The organism is Sphingobacterium humi (assembly GCF_009768885.1).
Taxonomy (GTDB): Bacteria; Bacteroidota; Bacteroidia; order Sphingobacteriales; family Sphingobacteriaceae; genus Sphingobacterium; species Sphingobacterium humi.
The window spans coordinates 371287-393432 of record NZ_WSQA01000002.1 but is presented as its reverse complement, the minus strand read 5'-3'; the positions used below and the strand labels follow the sequence as shown (position 1 = coordinate 393432).

15 protein-coding genes and 2 tRNA genes are annotated in these 22146 nt (G+C 42.8%); 14 read left to right on the top strand and 3 right to left on the bottom strand.

The window, feature by feature from the left end:
- The first annotated feature begins 43 nt into the window (after window positions 1–43).
- The 12 genes from GQF63_RS04005 to GQF63_RS03950 all read left to right on the top strand — a co-directional run bounded on the left by GQF63_RS04005 (window position 44) and on the right by GQF63_RS03950 (window position 20006).
- On the top strand, window positions 44–3127 hold the full coding sequence (locus GQF63_RS04005) for a SusC/RagA family TonB-linked outer membrane protein (RefSeq protein ID WP_160367817.1): 3084 nt from the start codon (window positions 44–46) through the stop codon (window positions 3125–3127).
- A gap of 20 nt (window positions 3128–3147) precedes the next feature.
- Window positions 3148–4938 (top strand): RagB/SusD family nutrient uptake outer membrane protein, encoded by a 1791-nt coding sequence (locus GQF63_RS04000; RefSeq protein ID WP_160367816.1) that lies wholly within the window; start codon window positions 3148–3150, stop codon window positions 4936–4938.
- A gap of 186 nt (window positions 4939–5124) precedes the next feature.
- Window positions 5125–8142: a SusC/RagA family TonB-linked outer membrane protein gene (locus GQF63_RS03995; protein ID WP_160367815.1), complete on the top strand. Its 3018-nt coding sequence runs from the start codon at window positions 5125–5127 to the stop codon at window positions 8140–8142.
- A 41-nt stretch (window positions 8143–8183) separates the two neighbouring features.
- Window positions 8184–9896: a RagB/SusD family nutrient uptake outer membrane protein gene (locus tag GQF63_RS03990; protein WP_160367814.1), complete on the top strand. Its 1713-nt coding sequence runs from the start codon at window positions 8184–8186 to the stop codon at window positions 9894–9896.
- A 17-nt stretch (window positions 9897–9913) separates the two neighbouring features.
- Complete coding sequence (locus GQF63_RS03985; protein WP_160367813.1) at window positions 9914–10744, top strand: ThuA domain-containing protein; 831 nt, start codon at window positions 9914–9916, stop codon at window positions 10742–10744.
- A gap of 42 nt (window positions 10745–10786) precedes the next feature.
- Window positions 10787–12196, top strand: a complete 1410-nt coding sequence (locus GQF63_RS03980) for a neutral/alkaline non-lysosomal ceramidase N-terminal domain-containing protein (protein WP_160367812.1) — start codon at window positions 10787–10789, stop codon at window positions 12194–12196.
- 19 nt (window positions 12197–12215) lie between these two features.
- The gene (locus tag GQF63_RS03975; RefSeq protein ID WP_160367811.1) at window positions 12216–13574 is read left to right on the top strand and encodes a neutral/alkaline non-lysosomal ceramidase N-terminal domain-containing protein; all 1359 of its coding nucleotides are present in this window, start codon (window positions 12216–12218) and stop codon (window positions 13572–13574) included.
- A gap of 57 nt (window positions 13575–13631) precedes the next feature.
- Complete coding sequence (locus GQF63_RS03970) at window positions 13632–15767, top strand: PVC-type heme-binding CxxCH protein (protein ID WP_212592458.1); 2136 nt, start codon at window positions 13632–13634, stop codon at window positions 15765–15767.
- 3 nt (window positions 15768–15770) lie between these two features.
- Window positions 15771–16145, top strand: coding sequence for a high-potential iron-sulfur protein (locus GQF63_RS03965; RefSeq protein WP_212592457.1), 375 nt, complete (start codon window positions 15771–15773; stop codon window positions 16143–16145).
- A 224-nt stretch (window positions 16146–16369) separates the two neighbouring features.
- On the top strand, window positions 16370–18892 hold the full coding sequence (locus tag GQF63_RS03960) for a tetratricopeptide repeat protein (protein WP_160367808.1): 2523 nt from the start codon (window positions 16370–16372) through the stop codon (window positions 18890–18892).
- A 482-nt stretch (window positions 18893–19374) separates the two neighbouring features.
- Complete coding sequence (locus tag GQF63_RS03955) at window positions 19375–19623, top strand: hypothetical protein (RefSeq protein WP_160367807.1); 249 nt, start codon at window positions 19375–19377, stop codon at window positions 19621–19623.
- Window positions 19605–20006 carry a type II toxin-antitoxin system VapC family toxin gene (locus tag GQF63_RS03950; protein ID WP_160367806.1) on the top strand — a complete coding sequence of 134 codons (402 nt, stop codon included), beginning with the start codon at window positions 19605–19607 and terminating at the stop codon, window positions 20004–20006. The genes GQF63_RS03955 and GQF63_RS03950 overlap by 19 nt, the downstream gene beginning before the upstream one ends.
- A gap of 103 nt (window positions 20007–20109) precedes the next feature.
- Here the strand turns inward: GQF63_RS03950 and GQF63_RS03945 are convergent.
- Window positions 20110–20183: transfer RNA gene (locus GQF63_RS03945), tRNA-Ile, on the bottom strand.
- Between the two features lie 84 nt (window positions 20184–20267).
- Between GQF63_RS03945 and GQF63_RS03940 the strand changes: the two genes are divergently transcribed.
- Window positions 20268–20906, top strand: coding sequence for an HAD family hydrolase (locus tag GQF63_RS03940; protein ID WP_160367805.1), 639 nt, complete (start codon window positions 20268–20270; stop codon window positions 20904–20906).
- A 74-nt stretch (window positions 20907–20980) separates the two neighbouring features.
- Window positions 20981–21172 carry a 30S ribosomal protein S21 gene (gene rpsU, locus GQF63_RS03935; RefSeq protein ID WP_160367804.1) on the top strand — a complete coding sequence of 64 codons (192 nt, stop codon included), beginning with the start codon at window positions 20981–20983 and terminating at the stop codon, window positions 21170–21172.
- A 180-nt stretch (window positions 21173–21352) separates the two neighbouring features.
- On the opposite strand, the gene GQF63_RS03930 is transcribed toward rpsU, so the two are convergent.
- Both GQF63_RS03930 and GQF63_RS03925 read right to left on the bottom strand, forming a co-directional pair.
- Window positions 21353–21424, bottom strand: a tRNA-Arg gene (locus tag GQF63_RS03930).
- Between the two features lie 92 nt (window positions 21425–21516).
- The gene (locus tag GQF63_RS03925; RefSeq protein ID WP_160367803.1) at window positions 21517–22146 is read right to left on the bottom strand and encodes a hypothetical protein; all 630 of its coding nucleotides are present in this window, start codon (window positions 22144–22146) and stop codon (window positions 21517–21519) included.

The following is a 22146-nucleotide window of genomic DNA, read 5'->3' as shown; positions in this document are numbered from 1 at the left end:
CTACTAAACCGGGCACGTGAACGAAAAACATACTAACTAAATTATGATGATAAAAAACAAAATTTTTACTCCAATCTTTGTCTTTTTATTTTCCATATTATTCCAATTAAATGCTCAGGAATTGAGTATCAGGGGAGTAGTAAAAGACAGTGAAACCATGGAAGCTATCGCGAATGTAACTATCAATGCAGGAAGCAATAGCTGGCAAACAGATGCGTCGGGTAATTTTGCTTTCGCCATACCGACCGGTACTAGGCTGAAATTTACCTCGATCGGCTACCAAGCCGCAGAAATTACCGCCGATAAGACTTTTTTGGAAGTTTTATTAATTCGAGATCTAGCAGATATCGATGAAGTGGTTGTGGTAGGATATGGTACTGTCAAAAAATCAGATTTAACAGGATCCGTTACGCGTGTCAACAGTGAAACCTTTAAAAATCAACCGATGACGCAGTTTACCGATATGCTATCGGGTACTGTAGCGGGTTTTTCATCCAATCAGTCTACCGGTGCAGCAGGGAAAGGTTCCATGCAAATTCGGGGTCCAAACTCTATAAAAGCGGGAAGTACCCCCATGATTGTGTTAGATGGTGTAATTTTTAACGGCTCCATCGAAGACATCAACCCCAACGATATCAAAACCATAGATATTCTAAAAGACGCGAGTTCAGCAGCAGTATACGGTTCTCGCGCAGCATCAGGCGTCGTGCTCATCACGACAGAAAAAGGCCATTCCGGCGAACCCTCCATCAATGTTTCCTCCTCCATCGGTGTATCTCAGTTAAGAAATCCAGGTTATTTTTCTCGAGATCCTCAAAATTACATCCACATGCGTCGGGATTTTTTGCGGAGCAGAGAATCTAATAAATTACCCGACTATCATTGGTTCTCTCCGCATGATCTTCCTGCTGGCGTGACCTTAGAGGAATGGCGGAAAACCGTAAATAATGCAGATGCGGACGATGAAAAAGAATGGCTGCGCCGATTAGGTTTCTTTCCAACAGAAATAGAAAATTATAAGAATAATAGTTATGTAGATTGGGTTGATGAAGGCTTCAGGACGGGATTACGCCAAGACTATAATGTTGGTATCTCGGCGGGCTCAGCCAAGTCGAAGCAATATTTTTCCCTAGGCTATGTCAATAATCAAGGCATCCTGCTGGGCGATTCCTACAAAACGATCCGCTCGCGCGTGAACTTAGATTTCGACCTGAGCTCCTGGTTAAAAGTAGGGACGAATTTGCAATTCTCCAGACAGGATGAAAGTGCCGTACCGGCCGTACTGGATAGACTACAGGTTATGAGTCCATTTGCGAATCTATATGATGATAAAGGCAAATTAAACTGGTATCCGCATGGCTATATGGGCGGCCCCACTAACCCGCTACTTGATTATTATGGTCAGGAAAAAGATTACATCACCTACAACCTATTCGGATCTGTATTTGCGGAGGTTGCTCTTCCGTTTGGAATACAGTATAGAGCTTCCTTTCAGCCGCTGGTTGAGACCTATAGAAACTATAATTACTGGTCGCCCGATACCCAAACGGGAGGACATACCTATTCTGGGGGCTATGCGACAAGAGATGATTTTACCCTGTCGGAATGGATGATCGATAACTTGTTGAAATGGAATCGAGAAGTTGGTATACATACCTTCGATGTGACCCTGTTGTATTCTGCTGAAGAGCGTAATTCCTGGCTGTCACTAGCGAGAAATCAAAACTTCCTACCTAGTTCTATTTTAGGCTATGGCGGTATACAGTTCGGTGATAAGCCAGCAATCATAGCGGAGGATGAAAAAAGAACGGGGAATGCATTTATGGCTCGCTTGAACTATAGCCTATTAAAAAAATACTTATTGACCCTCTCTATTCGTCGCGATGGATATTCGGCTTTTGGGCAGGAAAACCCGAAAGCTTCCTTTCCGGCAGCAGCATTTGCCTGGCAGATTCATAACGAAGAGTTCTTTAAGGTGAAATCCATCAATGAGCTGAAGTTAAGACTCTCCTGGGGTGTTAATGGAAATAGAGACATCGGTGTTTATTCGGCCTTGGATAAAATTGCATCCAACCTCTATTATAATGGCAGTGGCACGCAGCAAGGGGTCATAACCTCAACCTTGCCGAATGCTGGACTTAGATGGGAAGAAACTGAAGCGTTAAACCTAGGTTTAGATCTATCGATGTTCGATTATCGAGTAAACCTAACAGCCGATGTTTACCAAATGAAAACGACGAATCTTCTCGTGGAAAGGTCTTTACCAACGATTACCGGATTCACCAACGTCATGACCAATATCGGTCAATTAGATAACAAAGGGTTAGAAATTACCTTATCAACCAAGAATATACGTAAAGAGAATTTAGATTGGACTTCCAGCCTTAATTTCTCCCTAAACAGAAATAAAATCAAAACCCTTTTCGGAGATCAGGGAAAATATGTGTTGGAAGGTAAAGAATACTATGGCGAGTTGCCTGAATATGGGAATAAATGGTTCCCGGGCAAATCGTTAGATGCCATTTGGGATTATAGTATTCTTGGGGTTTATCAAAAAGAAGATGCCGCTGAAGCCTTGAAATATACCTTATATCCGGGTGATTATAAGGTGGAAGACTTGGACGGAAATGGCAAGTTAGAAGCTCTGCAGGATAAACGTTTCATTGGCTATACGGTGCCTCGTTTTAATATTGGCTTCAGAAATGAAGTGAATTTCCTACGTAACTTCTCGGCTTCCGTTTTCTTAAGAGCAGACTTGGGGCATAAGCGTGCATTCTCGCCTTCCTTAGTGGATGTAACGGCCTTAGACCGCTTGAGTACGTCCAACTTCCCATATTGGTCGCCGGATAACCAAAGTAATGATTGGCCGCGATTGGGCTTCCGTAGAACAGCCTATGGTGGTGGAATTATGCCGTATAAAACAACGTCTTTTCTACGGGTACAAGATGTGACTCTGGGCTATAATGTAAGTGCTGAGCACCTTCGGGCCTTGAAATTCACCAGCCTTCGGGTATTTGCCTCTGCACGGAACTTGTTGACATTCGATAAGTGGCCAGGAGCTGATCCTGAATCTGGATTCGCACCTATGCCAAGAACATTTTCATTAGGCCTAAACCTTGTTTTATAACCTTTAAACAGTCGATAACCATGAGAACATATCCTAACAAGCATTCGCATATTTTCCTGGGATTACTGGTCGTGCAGCTGCTATTCGCTGGTTGCTCGGATTCGTTTTTGAAACCTGAACCTAAATCCTTCTTTACCGGTCAAAACGTCTTTGTCAACAAACAAGGCTACGATGCGGCCATGATCACTTTACGGAAGAACTTAAGCCTGGAACAAACCGGACAGAAGAATTTTTTAGCCCATCAGTGGATGGCCTCCGAAGCTGGTGCGCCTTATTTACCCGGTAGTACCGACTGGCGTTTATTAACGCCTACCGTTGAAGGCCACCAAAAATTTGTTTCCCAAATCAACGATATGTTTATTATCGTTAAGAATGCCAATACCATTATTTCGCGTATTGATAATATCGAATGGGAAAAAGAAGAAGATAAGAACACCATCTTGGCGGAAGCCCTTTGGCACCGATCCTATTGGTACTACCGTTTAATCGGCAATTATGGCGATTTACCTTTTGTGCAAGAAGAAGCAAAGGGAGCCAAACTAGACTATAAAACCCATTCCCGCTGGGCCATTTTGGCCAAGATTAAAAAGGATATGGAATGGGCAGTAACGCGGATGCCTCAAACTGCAGCTTCAGGTGTACCGACAAGAGGGGCGGGCTACCATTTATTGGCAAAGATTTACCTAGCCAATCTGGAATGGGATAATGCCATTACAGCGGCAACAAATGTTATTAATGGGCCATACGCCTTAATGGCGGATCGCTTTGGTGCCGATGCAGGAGATCCGAAGAAGAACTATATCTGGGATTTACATCGCCCGCAGAATAAGAATATTGCCCAAAACAAAGAGACCATTCTTGCCTTTATCGACCGCTATGAAGCACCGGATGGTGCAAGGTCGGCAGGTTTGTTTACAGCACGGGTATATCATCCTACCTGGTGGCATTCAGCGGAAAATGCTAGGGATAAAGATGGCGGATTGGGCTTTATTGATAAAGGTCCACTTTATGATAGTTTAGGGAGAGGGAACCCAGATTGTTTATTAAATGATTGGCATGCCTATGATATCTGGAAGGACAAGCAACAACATACCTGGCAGAATACGCCGGATTTAAGAAGAGCTAATATCAACTGGTTTGATAGGCATGAGTTCATCTATAATAATCCTGCGTCTTCGCAGTTTGGGAAACCATTTGATCCACAGAATTTACCTCATCCGGCAGAACATTTTATCCGGATTTACCCTATTCCATTCTATAAAACTTACGTGCCGAATCATCCGGGCCAAACCAGCCCACCAATGGGTAGCAACGGCGATTGGTATATCTTCCGTTTGGCCGAGACTTACTTGTTGCGTGCTGAGGCACTCTTTTGGAAGGGAAGTCTTGCTGCCGCAGCTGAAGACATCAATAAGGTTAGAGGAAGAGCCAAGGCATCTTTAATCGATGCTGCCGATGTGACCATTGATTTTATTTTCGATGAGCGTGCGCGCGAGCTTTTCGGTGAGGAACCGAGACAGAATGAGTTAAACCGCGTGTCTTACATTATGGCAAAACTTGGTCTCCATGGCTATTCCTTAGCAAATCTGCATGAAAAGAACTGGTTTTATGATCGGGTTTCGAAGTTGAACAACATCTACTACAACAGCTCTTTAATAATTTCCAATACCTACCATATTGAGCCGCATAACTTCCAATGGCCCATTGATGATAAGATCATTAATTCCAATACAATGGGAAGGATAAATCAGAATAAGGGATATGTAGGTGCAGATAGAAATGAAGAACCTTTAACAACCATCGATGAGTAATTTATCAAATGCATTAGCCTTGTTTCTACACAAGCTCGATTCCTCCTAGCTGTACAAATGCAGGGGGCTCCATCCGCTGTTTCAGCTTTCAGGTTTATAATCTTGATGGCGAACAATGGACATATTAGGATCCTTACATAGTAAGATTAGTGAATTGAAGGATAACCAATAAGATAGAATCAAATTATGATGAAAAATTCAAAACTATTGCTATTTACCTTATTTTTTATGTGCTCGACTATACTGGCATATGGTCAGGAAGCGCGTAAATATGAAGGTACTATTCTAAATGCTAGCACGCGAGAACCGCTTGCTGGCGTTTCTGTTAAAGTTAAGAATGCCTCCGTTCAGACCGATGAACAAGGGAAGTTTGCTATTCAAGCCGCAGTAGGCGATAACCTTACGGCCACGTTACTGGGCTATGAGGATGTAAGCATAAAGCTGGCAAGCCAACTATCGCTGGAGATATTAATGAATGAAGTATCTGAAGCATTAGATGATGTCGTGGTGATTGGTTATGGTACGGCAAAGAAGTCTGACCTGACAGGGGCTGTCGTTCGGATTAACATGGAAGATAAAGCCTTGCAGGCCAATACCAACTTGCTGCAATCCCTTATCGGTGCAACCTCAGGGGTGAACCTGGAGTCTAAAGGAGGGGCAAGCAGTGAGCCTTCCTTATCCATTCGTGGGCAAACGTCCTTATCGGCTTCTGATCGCCCTTTAATCGTGTTGGATGGTGTAATCTATAATGGTAGTATCAATAACATCAATATGAATGATGTGGAGGCCGTGGATGTGTTGAAGGATGCAAGTGCTGCGGCGGTGTATGGTTCAAGAGCTGCTAATGGGGTCTTGATTATTACCACTAAGAAAGGGAAAACCGAGAAACCGGTTATCTCTTTCAATAGCTATGCTGGGGTTCAAGACATGACCAATAATCCTATGCGTGTGATGGATGGAGAGGAATTCGCTATTCGTTTAGTAGATTGGGATTGGCAAAGTAAGCTGTACAACTGGTATAAAACAAAACCTACCGATGCCACGAACAGACCGGTAAGGCCCGATGTAACGGATAGAAATGTAGTGGCTAACTACCTAAGAACCTTGGAAGAGAAGGAGAATTATTTGGCCGGGAAGTCGATTGATTGGGTGGATGAGGTTTTACAGACAGCACCTATGCAATATTATAACGTGAGTTTGCAAGGTCGCTCTGATAAATCCAATTATTACCTATCTGGTTCTTACTCGGATATTGAGGGTATTCAGCTCAATGACCGCATGCGCAGGCTTACCCTTCGGAATAATATGGAATCCAGAGTGAATGATTGGTTGAAAATTAACCTGAACACTTCCTTTAGTAATATTGATAATTCAGGGATTCCAGCAAGTTTAGCAACGGCAAGAAAGGCGAGTCCTTTAGTAAATAATCACATCGGTCAGGAAGATTACGATATCTACCTGGGTGGTGAGTTGTTTCAACCTTACCCTTTGGTAAACTTATACATCGATAATTCCGATGTCAGTAAAGAGTTTTTTGGCTTAGGTGCCTTCCGCATCGATGCCCCTTGGGTTAAAGGCTTAGCTTTCGATTTTAATTATTCCTATATCTATGCCAACCGGAATAACAACACCTTCAACTCCAGTAATACACCAAATGGGGTAACCAATCGGGGACTGGCAGTGAAGTCGCCATCGGAGAGCAAAGATTGGGCAATCAATAATATTTTAAGCTATAGCAATACCTTCGGTAAGCATCAAATAAATTCCACCTTTTTATTGAGTACGGAAGGTCGTAACGGCAGTGGCTCTACCTTGAATGCTTCCGGGTTTAACAATGAGGTTTTAGGCTATAACAATGTTGGCCTAGGTGAAGTAGCGACCGTAGGATCCAGCGCCTATAAGGAAAACAGTATTTCATACATGGCGCGTGCGAACTATAGTTACATGTCTCGCTACCTATTTACTGCGACGATCCGTAGGGATGGCTTTTCCGGATTCGGAGCTACCAATAAATGGGCGAATTTCCCTTCGGCATCTGTGGCTTGGGTAGTTTCTGAAGAGCCTTTCTTCAAGCCTGAGGATGTTTACTTAAAGATTAGAACATCTTATGGTAAAAACGGTAACCAAGGAATTGGGCGTTATTCCAGTCTTTCTAGAATGGGAACCAGGGATTATGTCTATGGTCAAAATACAGCCATTGGTATTTACCCAAGTACGCTAGGGAATATTGAATTAGGCTGGGAGACCACCTCCGCAGTGAATGCAGGTGTTGATTTTGGATTTCTGAAAAACCGTATTACGGGTTCCTTAGATGTGTATTCCTCGAAAACCACAGATATCTTGGTAAAACGCAAGCTGCCACGTATGGCTGGATATGCCGATATATGGACAAACATTGGTGCCACAGCAAATAAGGGTATCGAATTGGATGTTAAATCCGTCAATTTTGAAGGCCCTTTCCGTTGGGAAACCAGTTTAACCTTTGCCTTAAACCGCGATAAGCTGACCAAACTGTATGGCGGAGGAAATGATAGAGATATCGGTAACTCCTGGTTCGTTGGGCAGCCATTAGGTGCTATTTATGATTATGAAATGGCAGGAGGGGTTTGGACCGAAGAAGAGTTCTTTAATGGGCAAGTGCTTGAGGGATGGTATCCAGGCCAGTTTAGGTATGTAGATCAGGGTGAAAAAGACGGGGTCATCGATCCGACAAATGATAGAGCGATTATCGGTTTTACCTCACCTAGCTATCGCTTTAGTGTGAATAACGTATTTACCTACAAAAACTTTAGCCTTTCCGTCTTTATCAACTCAATCCAAGGAGGCAGCAACCGCTACTTAGCCAATAACGTAGAGAATGTGAATCCATTGTATTATTTCCCAGATCGTCACAATAACTCGGCGGTTAATCCATACTGGAGTCCTTTAGCACCTACGACCAATACCACGGGTATTTATAATGTGCCGCTTCGTCAGAGTGGCATCTACCAAAGCAGAAGCTTTGTGCGCATTCAAGACGTGTCTTTGGGCTATAATTTCACCAATACCTTATTGCAGAAGCTAAAACTGCAAACTGCGCAGGTGTATGTATCGAGTAAGAACCCGTATGTATGGACGAAGTGGCAAGGCTGGGATCCGGAAAGTGGTGCCAGTGATAATCCAGTGATGCGCAATGTCGTATTGGGGTTAAATGTTTCTTTTTAGCAAGTTGATCTACCTATTCAAATTTATTAGTTATGAATACGATGAAAAAAATATTAAACAACATACTGTTATTAGGCTCGTCATCTCTATTGTTGGTCTTCTCTTCCTGTAATAAAGATTTACTGGATGAAAAACCCTTGGATTTCTTATCGCCAGACAATGCCTACTTAACCGAAGCAGGAGCCTTACAAGGTGTCACAGCGATTCATGATCGCGTGCGTTCTGCTTATTATTCTTTTGGTGAATTTGGCGTGATGAACTGGGCTACCCATGGATCTGACCTTGGCTATAATGGTGAAACGCCTGCTGCCGGTGGGGTCTATCTGAACTCGTATGAAGATATGACACCCATTTGGCGAAATGTAGTAGATACTTGGAACGTAGGTTTCGAGGTTATTCAATGGGCCAATGTGTTAATCGATAAAGTGGGGAAGGCAGATGCTTCTGATTTTACGAATGGAGAACAGGGGAAAAATGTTTATATTGCTGAAGCTAGATTTTTTAGAGCATTTATGTATAGAAACCTAGCCTCAACCTACGGTGATATTCCAGTACTAACCGAACCTATTCAAACTGCAAAAGCTGATTTCGTAAGAGATCCTCTGAAGAAGGTGTATGAGCAAATGGTCGAAGACTTCAAGTTTGCTGCGGAGAACCTTCCAAAACCAAAAGCAGAGGCTGCACCAGGTAGAATAACACAAGGTCCTGCATGGCATTTCCTTGCGGAAACATACCTCGAGCTGAAAGAACCAGAAAAGGCAGTACAGGCCGCCAGTAAGGTGATCAATGATTACAATTATAACTTAATGACCAAGCGCTTTGGTGGTAGATTAGGCAATGATGTGTTTGGCGCAGGCGATGCTTTCTTTGATTTATTTGGCTATGGCAATCATAACCTTCCGGAAAATACGGAAGCCATGTGGGTCATTCAGGTAGAACCTTTTATTAAAGGGGGTGGTCAAATTGCCAGTGCCTATATCTTTGGACCGCGCTATTTTGATATCGGCTTAGCACCAGATGGTAAAAAGGCCATATTGGGGGAACTTTATAATGGCACACATACCGGCTATTCCGATACCTTAGGCCGTCCAACAGCGAATGGTAGAGGAACGAATTTGGTGTATTACTACTTGTGGAAAGACAACTGGAACAATGATTTACGGAATGCTGAGCATAACCTGAAAAGGAATTTCTATTATGATAACCCGCAATCGGCATATCATAAAAAGAAGATTGATTTTAGCCAGTATAAACCGGCAAGGACAGATCCTAGAGCAGATACCTTGAAGATCATCTTCCCGATTCATACCAAGTTCACGGATCCATTGAATTATTTCCTACAGCCTAACCGCTCGGGTGGTGGTATTACGCATAAAGATTGGTATGCCTTACGTTTTGCGGAAACCCTGTTATTACGTGCTGAAGCTTATTTAGCCACTGGGAAGAAGGACTTAGCTGCCGCGGATGTAAACAAAGTTCGCCAAAGATCGAATGCGAAGCCCGTAACGGTCGATAAAATTGATATCGATTATATATTAGATGAACGAGCTAGAGAATTGTATGGGGAAGAATGGCGCTTAATTACGCTGCGGCGAACTGGGAAACTCATTGAACGGGTGTTGAAGTACAATGATAATCCATTATGTCCGGGCGCATTTATTAAACCGCATAACTTCCGATGGCCAATTCCGCTAGCAGATATAGACTTAAATATTGATGCGGAATTCCCACAAAACCCAGGATACGATCAGTAAATATAAATCGCAAGACCATGAATCAGCAAATCAAGATAAAACGATTCCCGAAAGGCCTCAGCAAAGTTGCAAAGCAGTTGCTAGTATTCGTGATGATAGTTTTGGGAGCTTTCGCGCAATCTTGTGTTTCCAGCAAGGCGAATAAGCCACCGCATATCGTCTTTTTAATCAGTGAAGATCCGGATAATTATGAGGCGCATCTCAGTATTCCTGCATTTGCGGATTCCTTATCAGAATCGAAGCTGTATAAAACGACGGTGTTAAAGAGCGAAGGACAGCGCACTGCTTCCAGCTTTCCAAACTTTGAGCTGATTAAGGATGCTGATTTAGTGGTGCTTTTTGCGCGACGCTTGGCCTTGCCGGCGGCGCAAATGGATCTCTTAAAAAACTACTTGAATAATGGGGGGAACCTGGTTGGCATTCGAACGGCCAACCATGGTTTTACCTTGTTGAAGGGCGAGAAACCAGCGGAGGGCTATGTGGAATGGCCAGCATTTGTACCGGAGGTATTAGGTTGCGAGAATAGAGGCTATGGGCCTGCCACGGCAAAAACTACAGTGCAAGTAAAAGAAGAACAGTTGAATCATGAATTATTAAATGGTATCGCTGTTCCGCAATGGCAAAGTGATGGGAACTTATACTTGGTTGCCCCTTTAGTTGATCAGCAAGCAAACCTGATTCTGGAAGGAACAAGCGATCAAAAAACAGAACCTATCGCCTGGACTCGTCAGTATGGCAATAGCCGGGTCTTTTATACCTCTTTAGGCTATCCTACAGATTTTAAGAATCCGCATTTTATAAAATTGTTAGAAAATGCCATGGCATGGGCGACAATAAAGAATAAATAAGCCCTTTTACCTGTGGAGAAATAACGAACTAAACCGCGATTTATGAGATTATACATAAGGAACACGAAACCCACTTTTAGGATCTGCTTGGCCTTGCTAAGCATCCTCGCCTTGATGCTACCTACGGAAAGTCAGGGGGTGCCTCATGACCTGGCGCAGGCGCAATTGCAAGTGGGCATTGGCAAAAGAAACATCACGCCCAGTGCAAAAGTGAAAAATTGGGTGACGGGGAAACCTTATCTGAAAATCAAAGATTCCATCTTTGTTCGCTCCCTTGTTATCAAAGACAGTTTGGGGCAAACGTCGGTTATTATTTCCTGGGATTTAGTGGATGCGAATGAGTCAGCGACCGAGGAGATTCGGAAAAGGATTTCAGAGTTAATAGACATTCCCATGAAAAACATTTTGGTGAATGCGACACATAACCATTCCGCACCATGGTCACCAATTTATAAAGAAGGATTTCGTGGCAAGGAGAATGAAACCTGGTGGACCACCAGGTATATAGCAAACATCAATGATGATCCGCATTTTGCAGCCTGGAAACAACAGCTGATGAGCCAAACGGTAGATGCTACCAAGGATGCGTTGAAGTCGCTGCAACCTGCAACAATTTGGGTAGGGCGTATTGATGCTTCCGAATACATGAACAACAGACGTCCTCGTACGCCGAAATGGGGCGTAGAAGATGCCAATACGCCGAAGGGATACAATTATAAGCATGAAGAATGGAACCCGAAGGTATTGATGGGAGGAGCTACTTTTGGCCCCATGGACAGAGCCATGTCTTTAATTTCCTTTCGAAATAATAAGGGAAATAATATTGCTACTATTTTCCATTTAGCCGTACATGCCGTTGCAATTTATCCGTATTTGGATGATGTTTCCGGCGATTGGCCAAGCGCTGCTGCTGCCAAGTTGAACCAGAAGATAGGAGGAGAGTCCATCTTTTTGCAAGGCGCAGCAGGCGATATCAACCCATGGCGTCGCGGCCCTGAGGCAGTGCAAGAGATGTCTTCGGGCTTAGCTGACTTGGGATCCACAGCCTATAAATACAGTGCTAAACTCGCTATAGCTCCTCTCCAAACCTTTCAGCGGAAAACAAGTCTTCCAGCTTCAGATAGGGGTAAGAACAGAACTGGGCTTTCTACTATTGAAGCCGAGGTGCAGGTTATTACTTTGGGGCCGCTGGCTATTGTTGCCCTTCCTGGCGAGCCGCTGACTTCTTTGGCTGATGAAATTCGGAAAAAATCACCCTTCCCTCAAACCCTGGTGCTTGGCTATTCCAATGGAAATGGCGTGCATTATGTCTGTATGCCGGATGAGAAACCGCATGGCGGCTATGAAGTAGAGGAGGGGACATCGGGTACTGAGCTTGCCGGATTAGAGCTGGTCGAGGTGGCCAATAACATGCTGCAAGAGGCCAAGGCAGCCCTGGAAATTAAAAAGTAAATGAATTAAAAGCATGAAGATGAGAACCATATTAATATCCTTAATGATCCTCAGTACTTTTCTGCCTTTGGCGAATGCGCAGGTTGCAGACCTTAAGGGTTGGAAAGTAGGCTTAGCCACAGCTGATATTACCCCTCAAAAGCCCATGTGGTTAGCGGGGTATGCCAGCCGTACGAAGCCTTCCGAAGGGGCGATGCATCCCTTATGGGCCAAATGCCTGGTGTTTGAGGATGCACAAGCTAATCGCTCGGTACTATTAACCCTTGATATTGTTGGCATAGGGGCAGACTTTAGCCAGAAGGTACGAACTGCCATTAGTAAAAAAGCAGCCGTTCCCATGGCCAATATCCTGATCAATTGCTCGCATACCCATTCTGGGCCTGTACTAGATCATGTATTAACGAGCATCTATCCCTTAGATAAAGACAATAAGGCCGTTATTGCAAGCTATGGAACCTGGTTGGCTGATCAATTAATTCAACTGAGCGTTCGAGCCGTTAAAGATATGGAGCCTGTACAGCTATTTGCTAAAAACGGGGTATCCCGCGTACAAGTAAATCGTCGGGCCAATCAAGAAAAAGATATTGATAAGCTGAAAGAATTAAAGGGGCCAAATGACTTTGCCGTTCCGGTATTTAAAGTGCAAACGCTTTCCGGAAAATTAAAGGCTATTGTTTTTGGCTATGCTTGTCATCCTACGGTGTTATCCGGCTATCAATGGTCAGGCGATTATGCTGGTTTTGCGCAGATAGAATTAGAAAAACTATACCCTGGAACTAAAGCGCTCTTTTTCCAGGGCGCTGGCGGCGATCAAAACCCATTACCGCGAAGAACCGTACAACTAGCCAAGCAATATGGCAAGTCGTTGGCTGCTTCTGTTGAACGGGTGATCGAAGAGGAGATGAAACCCCTTCCTGCCAGTTTTAAATCAGCAGCAGCGGGCATTACCTTGCCTTTAACAACTCCGCCGACTTTAGCAGAGCTCCAAAAGATAAAACAAGATGCCGGATCGGGCTATATCTATGAATGGAGCTCGAATTTAATAGACCAGTATAAACAGGGGAAACCCTTATTAAGCAATTATCCAAATTACCCTATTCATGTTTGGGATTTCGGCGGACAAAAGCTCATCAGCTTAGGAGGCGAAATTACCATCGGCTATGCGGTTAAATTAAAAGAGCAATATGGCGAGGATATATTTGTGATGGGCTATACCAACGATGTAATGGGCTATATACCTACCGAGCTTGTGTTGGAAGAAGGAGGCTATGAAGGAGATACCTCCCAAAGAGCCTATGGCTTGCCAAGTAAATGGGCAGCAGGCATTGAAAATCAAATCTTATCGACCATCAATGATCTAATCAATAAAATACAATAAGCATAGCAGCAATTAAGCAAAATACTAAATCTAATTTTTTGAAAAGAAATGAACATAATGACTAGTAAGTATCAAGTAGTTGGCTATCGTGCCTTTATGGTTACCTCCTTATTATTTGGGTTTTGGTCTTGTAAACAACCCAAATATCCAGGGCCTAAGACCGCCGAGGAATCGATAGCAGCCATGACGGTGCATCCTGATTTCGAGGTGCAAATATATGCTACAGAACCCTTTGTAAAGGATCCTGTAGCCATGACTTTTGATGAGAAAGGGAATGCTTATGTTGTAGAAATGGCAGATTATCCATTCTCTGATATGGAACCAAACCCGCCGGGGAAAGGCAATGGTAGAATTGTGTATTTAAAGGATAATGATAAAGACGGTGTTGTTGATGAGTCTGTTGTTTTTATCGAAGGTATTTCGGAAATGACCAGTGTTATGGCTTGGAAAAAAGGAGTCTTGGTGACGGCTGCTCCTGATATTTTCTATCTGGAAGATACCAATGGCGATGGAACGGCCGATCATAAAGAGGTATTGTATACCGGCTTCTTTACCAATAACTCCGAAGCGCAGATTACCAACCTTACGTTCGCGATTGACAACTGGATTTACGCATCCAACCATGGGCAGGCCGGTGAGATTACTTCTACCCGACAGTCAGATGCGCCAGCCTTATCGGTTGGTGGTGCCGACTTCCGCTTTCGATTAGATAAAGAATTGTATGAAAAGGAAACAGCGCCAGCGCAGTTCGGCCAAACATTAAATGATTGGGGCCATCGCTTTATGACGCAGAATACCGTGCATATTCAGCAAGCGGTTATCCCGGGAAGATATATGTACAGGCATGCTTTCTTGCCTTCGACGCGTGGCGTGGAAAATATTTCTGATCATGATTTACGCATGTATCAGGTCACACCGGCGCCCTACTGGCGTGCTGAACGTAGTCGTAGAAGACAAGAAACCTACGATCAACAAGGTAAAGGGCAGATTGAACATCCAGATGGTCATTTTACGGGTGCTTCTGGCGGTACGGTTTATGGAGGTGATGCTTTCCCTGATGGATTTTACGGTAATATCTTCACCGGTGAGGTGGCAGGTAATCTCGTGCATCGGGATGTGTTAACGGCGCATAAAACAAGTCCTAAATACGTTGCCTCACGTGCTAACGAGGATAAAGAATCTGAATTTATTACTTCAACGGATTCATGGTTTAGACCTACCAGCTTTGCCGTGTCGCCTGACGGTAATTTATACATGGTGGATATGTATCGCCAGCATATTGAAACACCGATGTCTATTCCGGAAGACTTAGTTGCTGAAATGGATTATAAGCAAGGGATGGACATGGGACGGATCTACCGCATTGTTCCTAAAAACAAAAAGAACCTGGATCGTACTTTAACCGACAAAGAGAATAAAACAACGGCTGATTACGTGAAATTATTGGCCCATGAAAGCCAATGGTGGCGTTTGCAAGCGCAACGTAAGTTAGTTGAGGCTCAGGATAAAAGTGTTATTCCAAGTGTTACTGAATTGTTTAACAACAGTGCCGACGCGCGCTTTAGATTACATGCCTTATATACCTTGGAAGGCTTAGGCGCTTTGACTAGCGATATCGTTAAAAAAGCATTGGCCGATAAGCACGAAGGTGTAAGAGAACATGCCGCCATTCTTGCGGAAAGATTCCCTGAAAATAAACAGCTTTTAGTAAGTCTATTAGATGATCAGGCTCCACGTGTGGCCTTTCAGGCGACCTTGAGTTTAGGTCAATTCAATGATCTATTTGTTACCGATCAATTGGCTAAAGTGGCCGAGAAAAATGTGAATGATCCTTGGTTTAGAATGGCGGTGCTTAGCGCGAATAACGGCGCGTCTTATGAGCTCCTTAAATCCTTGAACAAGACTTCTTTCTTTGCTAGCTATGCCGATGAAAAAGGACAGCTTATCAATGACCTTGCTTTTATTTTAACGCGCAAAGATCAAGGTGCAGATAAATTATTGAACGATATTGCAGGCCTTGCCAAAAGCAAAGGAGAATCTAAATGGTTATTAGGTGCTATTGAAGGGGTGCAGAAGGCTAGTGGCGATAAAGGTGTGCAGAACCAAGCGGTTAAGTCTTCCTTGAAAACCATTATGGATACTTCAACAGATGAAAGCGTAAAATCTAAATTATCGGAACTACTTAAAATTTAACTTATGATGGACAAAAGGAAGATGGAAAGAAGAGCGTTTATTAAAGGTACTGTTTCTTCTTCACTAGCTGTAATATTGGGTACTGCCTACGCCTTAACAGGCTGTACAAATTCTGGTAAACAAGGCGCAGCTGATAAAGACCAAGCAAAAGCCGTAAGCTCCTGTGACGACTATTCGCAGGTGGATGAGGTGAACCTGCGAAAAAGAAACCAACTGGGCTATGTGAAGCAAACCTCAAACCCGGATAACAGATGCGATAATTGCAAATTGTATATCGCGCCGAAGGAAGGGGAGCATTGTGGGGGTTGCCAATTGTTTACAGGGCCTGTTTTTAAAGAGGGCTATTGTACCTATTGGGCAGCACAAGACTTGGTTTAATATAGCGCTAAGCAAACAAAAGGTTTAGCAATACCGTTTCTGTAAAAAAGAGTTTAGGGTTTAGGTCCTAAACTCTTTTTGTTTGGCATGCCGATCTTAACCCTTTAAAAAGGGAAAGCTACATGTACACATGGCAACTTTGGTATAAAGTTTGAAACCATTGAAACAATTGATATTTTCGATTGTAGCATATTTTTAAATACGTTCATTTTTACGCATTCACCATGATACTTACACCTATAGTCAACTCTAGCCGCCTCAAAATCACCATTACAGGATTCCTTTCGCTGCTTATGCTTGCCGGATATGCCCAAGAGGATGAAAAGCAAAAACAAGAGCAGCAAGCGGGTGCGCAAGCACAGCCGAAAGTAATGGATTCCATTGTGGTGGTTCGCGATTATCGTCCGGTATTGGCCGATGCGGTCAAGATCCGTCGGAGTCCGGATATGAAGATTGATCGGTTGGCTTTGGAGAAGGAACTCCGCCAGGTGGCTGCAGGATTGTATTTTACAAGAAACCCTTATAAAGAGCCCTACCATAGTCCCTTGCCGCAAAAATACCCTAATGCATTGCGTGATAATATTGATAATAATAGGATTGGTATTTTGGCCTATCGTGCGAAGGAGTACCCTAGAGCGACTTCAATTCTCGAGAAAGTGAAGCCTGGCGATCCATTTTACCAGAGCTCCATCTTAGCCTTGGGGCATATTGCTTTGGAAACAGGAGATAAGCCGGGAGCTCGCAATGCGTTTTATAAAGCCTCAAAAATGGACTTCGATGCCGACTTGAAAGCGGATGGGCAGTATAACTATGGGAAGGTATTATTTGAATTAGACTCTGTTCAAGCAGCCTTAAAACCCCTTGAGGCTTATATTAGTAAGCGAAATGCAGAACTCGATGAAGAAGCTAAGAAGACGGAGACAACGGAAATGCGAATGGCGCAGGTATTATCGGGCAGCAGTAATTTTCAGGCCGGCGTGTATTTGTTGGAATCATTTAAGGATAGGTCGCAAAAAGACGATGAAGTCTATCAAAGGATTACCTACTTCCGCGGCTTAGAATTTTATAACGAGCGTGCATTTGAAAACAGCATCTCCATGTTTATGCGGTCGGAGAAGTTACAGTTCGATCCGGAAATGGCCGCCTTGGCAACTTATTGGAAAGCTGAAGCGATGTACGAGGTACGTAAATATGGCGAAGCCGTAGAGAACTTTAGCAAGTTTCTTAGCCTGCCGGCGGTTAAAAATAGCACGGTCTATAATTATGCGAACTACGCCTTAGCCTATGCTGCTTTCCGCATCAATAGATATGGTATGGCCGCGCAGTATTTTGAACGCTTTTTGGCCTCTGAGGACAGTAGATTGGACAAAAATATCCGTTATGATGTGATTGCGCGTTTGGGAGATTCTTATCTTTCTACACGCAATTATGAGCGTGCAAAAGGATACTATGACCAATTGATAAACGATAAAACGGCAAATCAAGATTATGCCTTATTTCAGCAAGGTATTATTCAAGGGCTGCAAGGTAATAATGAGGGCAAGTTGGAAACCCTGAAATCTGTGGTAGAGAAATTCCCTAATTCCAACTATGCCGATGATGTGGCTTTTGAAATCCCCTATATCTACTTCACGGAAGGCGATTACGATGTTGCCATCGAAGGCTTGCAAAAGATGATTAAACAGTATCCGCGAAGCAGCTATGTGCCACGGGCTTTGATGACCATTGGTTTGGTTCAATATAATAAAAGTGACAATGAGGCGGCAATGGCTACTTTCCAGAAGATTGTAAAGGATTATTCGACGACCAGCGAGGCCGCACAAGCGATGCTGTCCATTGAAAATATTTACCTGGATCAAGGTGATGCAACCAGCTATATTCACTATGCTACCAGCAATAATATAAACAACCTGAGTGAAGGGGAACAGGATAACTTGGCATTCCAGGCTGCCCGTACTTTATTTTCTAGGGGACAATATGGGCCTGCAGTAGAAGCCATCAATGCCTATTTTGATAAATTCCCGAAACCTAGACAAGAGAAACATGCGCGCTTTATCCGGGGCGTGAGCTATTACCATACCGGTCATCCCGAGGAAGCCTTGCACGACCTGAATATCATTCTGAACGATTGGACTAGCGAATACACAGGTAGAACTTTAATGACTGTCGCCGCCCTATACCTAAACTTGAAGGAATACAACGAGGCTATTGTTCACCTCAAAAAATTGGAGCTTAACTCAGATTTCAAAGAGAACTATGGTTACGCAGTTACTAATTTGGTGAAATGCTATTACGAGATCGGCGATTTCGAGCAGATGGAAAATTATGTGGAGCTGGTTAAAAATTACGCCAAGGCCACCGAGGAGGAGATAGCAACTGCGCATTTGTATAGCGCCAAAGCCTTTTTACAGAAAAAAAATGTGGAGTCGGCCATCAAAGAACTGAACTTGGCCGCGCTGAAAAGTAAGGCGGCGGTGAGTGCGGAGGCAAGGTACCGCGTAGGGCTCTTGCAATATGAAAGCAAACAATACGACAAAGCGCAGAAATCTGCCTTTGATGTTATTGAAAACATGGATACCCATGATTATTGGGTAGCGAAAAGCTTCATCCTCCTGGCAGATACCTATGCCCGTAAAGGAGATACCTTGCAGGCCAGAAAAACGCTGGAAAGTGTAATCGAAAATTATACGAATGACGATGATGTAATTCCTACCGCTAAAGCCCGCTTGCAGAAATTGAAAAAGTAGATGGTTGATGGGGGGCTTTCCTCATTAGCCCTTGAGCATTATTTAAAGGGATTGTTTTTTGATTGATAGGGCCTTTCTATAGATGTGTATTTTTTCTAGCTTTAATTTCCTCCCTTTTAGCGCTCTTTCCCACCCAATCTTAAAGGGTTGTGCATTGGGTTTGAAAGGGGAGTGAAAGGGGAGAGAAAGGGATCTAGACGGAAGGAGGGGTATGGAGTTAATAGATTTGAAAGTTGTTTGTCTTATTCTTGGGCCGCTGGTTAAATTATCCGCGCAGATTAATTTTTAAATAATCCGATGGTGGTTTTTAGGGGGTAGAAACATGGTTGGGCATCTATCTAAGGTATTGTAATGTTCTAATGCTGATTTTAATCCTTCATTTGGAGCAGGAGGATTTAATAAAGTGCCTGTTAGTGAAACAATACTGCTAGCAGTAATCTCTCAAAAATTTATTATCTTTAACTATAAAGAAAGAGAATGCTATGTACGAAGTTGTTATAAAATATAAAAATCGAAAAACGTTGAAGGTCTTGGCAGTTTTGGGCGAGTTTTTGGGCTTTACCATTGCAATCCCTGATAAAAAACATAAAGATAAAATGTATTATATAAATTGTATTCAAATTCTACAAGGGGATGGCAAGATTGATATAAAAGACATAAATGCGATCTTCACTGGTAAGGATATAGACGCAAAAAACTTAAGAAAATCTGCATGGCAGCGCAAAAAGTAATCTGTGATACCGATGTTCTAATTGAGCTCTTTGACGCTAAAAAGACGCGCCATTCGAGAACGGATGCTATTATACAAGGTATAGGAATAGAAAATATCTTGATTTCAGCTATCACCAGAATGGAACTAATTAAAGGTACTTTGGTAAAGGAGCATAGCAAACAGCTTACAAAGAAATTAAAAAGATTTGACACTATTCTTTTGACTCCTGAAATAACGATCCGAACAATAGAATTATTAAACAGTTACCATTTAAGTCATGGACTAGCAATTCCTGACGGCTTGATAGCAGCTACTTCCCTCGAAACGGATCTGAATCTATTTACTTATAATGTACGTGACTTTAAGTTTATTAATGGGTTAAAATTATATGACCTTAAATAATAGTCTTCCTGATGTTGGTTTATTAGACAAATTGAAGTGTAAATTACCTAATGGTGCCCCTAAAATCAAAAAAGCCAACTTGTTGAAAGTTGGCTTTTTTCTGTGCGCCCACCTGGGCTCGAACCAGGGACCAAAAGATTATGAGTCTTCTACTCTAACCGACTGAGCTATAGGCGCGGTTTTTGATGTCCATTAAAACAAGATAATTCCCGTTTTGACGATGCAATTATCGATATTTGTACCGAGAAAACAAAATTTTGTATGCAAAAAGTTAAAAATATTATTCTAGATTATGGCAATGTAATTTTTATGATCGACTTTGCTAGAGTACGTGAATCCTTTAGGGCATTGGGTATCAAAAATGTAGATGATTTTTTCGGCCATCATGGTCAAGATTCTCTTTTTGACGATTTCGACAAAGGGGAAATCTCAGCAGCACAATTTAGAGAGGGTGTACGGCAGCGGGCTAATAAACCAGAGCTTACGGACGAGCAAATCGATACAGCATGGAACTCCTTGCTGATTGGTGTTCCGGAAGGTAAGCATGAGATTTTGGAGGAGCTAAAGCAACACTATCGATTGTTTTTATTGAGTAATAACAACGAATTGCATTATGCCTATTGCATGAAGCATATTCAGGATGTATATGGCGTACAAGATAACGAGCAGTTTTTCGAGAAAACCTATTATTCGCACCTGGCGGGCTTGCGTAAGCCAGACTTGGCCATCTTCGAGCGCGTACTGAATGAGAACGATCTGGATCCTGCTGAAAGTTTGTTTATAGACGATAGCCCGCAGCATCTGGAAGGGGCCAAAGCCTTGGGTATACAGACTGCTTTATGTACCAAAGAACACCCCCTAGAAGCCATTGTGGAAGAATATAATTTACTTAACAAATAGTTTGCATAAGTGTATTGCTTTCTTTACCTTTGCAGTCCAAGAATTTCACAACGAAGGGAGGTATATAAAAAGCTATGATTATTGTAAATGTAAAAGAAGGAGAATCTCTAGATAGAGCATTAAAGCGTTTCAAGAAGAAATTCGAGAAGACTGGTGTATTAAGAGAACTTCGCTCACGTCAGGCTTACGAGAAAAAATCTGTAACTCGTCGTACCCAAGTTAAGAAAGCAATCTACAAACAAGGTTTGCAACAAGATAACGCATAAATATAAAGCCATCCATCCGGATGGCTTTTTTATTTCCCCTCCATTTTATTTCAAAGCTTCCTTCCAAACGCTATTAGCAATACATCGTTGTACAATGACTTGGCTAAATCTTAATGGCTATAGCGGGCTATGAACGAAGAAAGCTCGCTTCAATTAAGAAACGAGCTTTTAGCTTTTTTGTGCCCGCGGCGGGAGTCGAACCCACATCGGCAGAACCGGAATCTGATATTCTATCCATTGAACTACGCAGGCGGCAGGCCAAAAATAAGATATTTTTTGAGTATTACACAACAATAGGCTGCTAATTTTAGCAACCTATTGATTTTTAAACTACTTAATAAATACTAATGGCTATGTTCCTCGCCCACAAAATGCATTTCGAATTTAAGATCCAAATCATTGGCACCGCCAAACTTGGTAAAATCTTTGTTTTGAATATCATTAACTAGGTCAATTTTGCTTTTTACGCCTGGGTTTAGGTGGCGCATTATATAGCGTAATTCGAAAGCATTAGTTTCTTTTAATACGCTGATATAGCCTACAGTGCCCACTTTTACTCTGGTTTTATCGGCTTTCTTGTCGGCAAAGATTACTTTCATGCTGCTAGCCGGCGCGTTTAACCAAAAGGCGAAATGTTGCTCTTCGCTATCGATAAAAGTTTGTTCTGCGGGACGGCCTGCAAAGTCTGTTGCTTTCAGTTCAAAGCGATAGGTTTTACCAACGTGCAGGTGCATATGCGCGTTAGCAGGAGCACTAAGGTCTTTACCCGTGAATTTGATGCTTTGTTTTTCAGCACCTTCGAAGTCGTTATAATGGAAATGATCGTCGTGAGGTTCCACTTTCACTTCGGTAAAGATCAATTCTGCCGTGCCTAGTTCTTCCTGGTCTGTAACGGGAACAGGGTTATCTTTGGAGCAAGATCCAAAAACTAGAAGGCTGATAACAGTAAATAGGGGTAGAATATTTTTTTTCAT

What these genes read in the sequence shown, in the direction of transcription:
- GQF63_RS04005 (WP_160367817.1), top strand. Translation starts at nt 44, where the DNA reads ATGATGATAAAAAACAAAATTTTTACTCCAATCTTTGTCTTTTTATTT.
- GQF63_RS04000 (WP_160367816.1), top strand. Translation starts at nt 3,148, where the DNA reads ATGAGAACATATCCTAACAAGCATTCGCATATTTTCCTGGGATTACTG.
- GQF63_RS03995 (WP_160367815.1), top strand. Translation starts at nt 5,125, where the DNA reads ATGATGAAAAATTCAAAACTATTGCTATTTACCTTATTTTTTATGTGC.
- GQF63_RS03990 (WP_160367814.1), top strand. Translation starts at nt 8,184, where the DNA reads ATGAAAAAAATATTAAACAACATACTGTTATTAGGCTCGTCATCTCTA.
- GQF63_RS03985 (WP_160367813.1), top strand. Translation starts at nt 9,914, where the DNA reads ATGAATCAGCAAATCAAGATAAAACGATTCCCGAAAGGCCTCAGCAAA.
- GQF63_RS03980 (WP_160367812.1), top strand. Translation starts at nt 10,787, where the DNA reads ATGAGATTATACATAAGGAACACGAAACCCACTTTTAGGATCTGCTTG.
- GQF63_RS03975 (WP_160367811.1), top strand. Translation starts at nt 12,216, where the DNA reads ATGAGAACCATATTAATATCCTTAATGATCCTCAGTACTTTTCTGCCT.
- GQF63_RS03970 (WP_212592458.1), top strand. Translation starts at nt 13,632, where the DNA reads ATGACTAGTAAGTATCAAGTAGTTGGCTATCGTGCCTTTATGGTTACC.
- GQF63_RS03965 (WP_212592457.1), top strand. Translation starts at nt 15,771, where the DNA reads ATGATGGACAAAAGGAAGATGGAAAGAAGAGCGTTTATTAAAGGTACT.
- GQF63_RS03960 (WP_160367808.1), top strand. Translation starts at nt 16,370, where the DNA reads ATGATACTTACACCTATAGTCAACTCTAGCCGCCTCAAAATCACCATT.
- GQF63_RS03955 (WP_160367807.1), top strand. Translation starts at nt 19,375, where the DNA reads ATGTACGAAGTTGTTATAAAATATAAAAATCGAAAAACGTTGAAGGTC.
- GQF63_RS03950 (WP_160367806.1), top strand. Translation starts at nt 19,605, where the DNA reads ATGGCAGCGCAAAAAGTAATCTGTGATACCGATGTTCTAATTGAGCTC.
- GQF63_RS03940 (WP_160367805.1), top strand. Translation starts at nt 20,268, where the DNA reads ATGCAAAAAGTTAAAAATATTATTCTAGATTATGGCAATGTAATTTTT.
- rpsU (WP_160367804.1), top strand. Translation starts at nt 20,981, where the DNA reads ATGATTATTGTAAATGTAAAAGAAGGAGAATCTCTAGATAGAGCATTA.
- GQF63_RS03925 (WP_160367803.1), bottom strand. Translation starts at nt 22,146, where the DNA reads ATGAAAAAAAATATTCTACCCCTATTTACTGTTATCAGCCTTCTAGTT.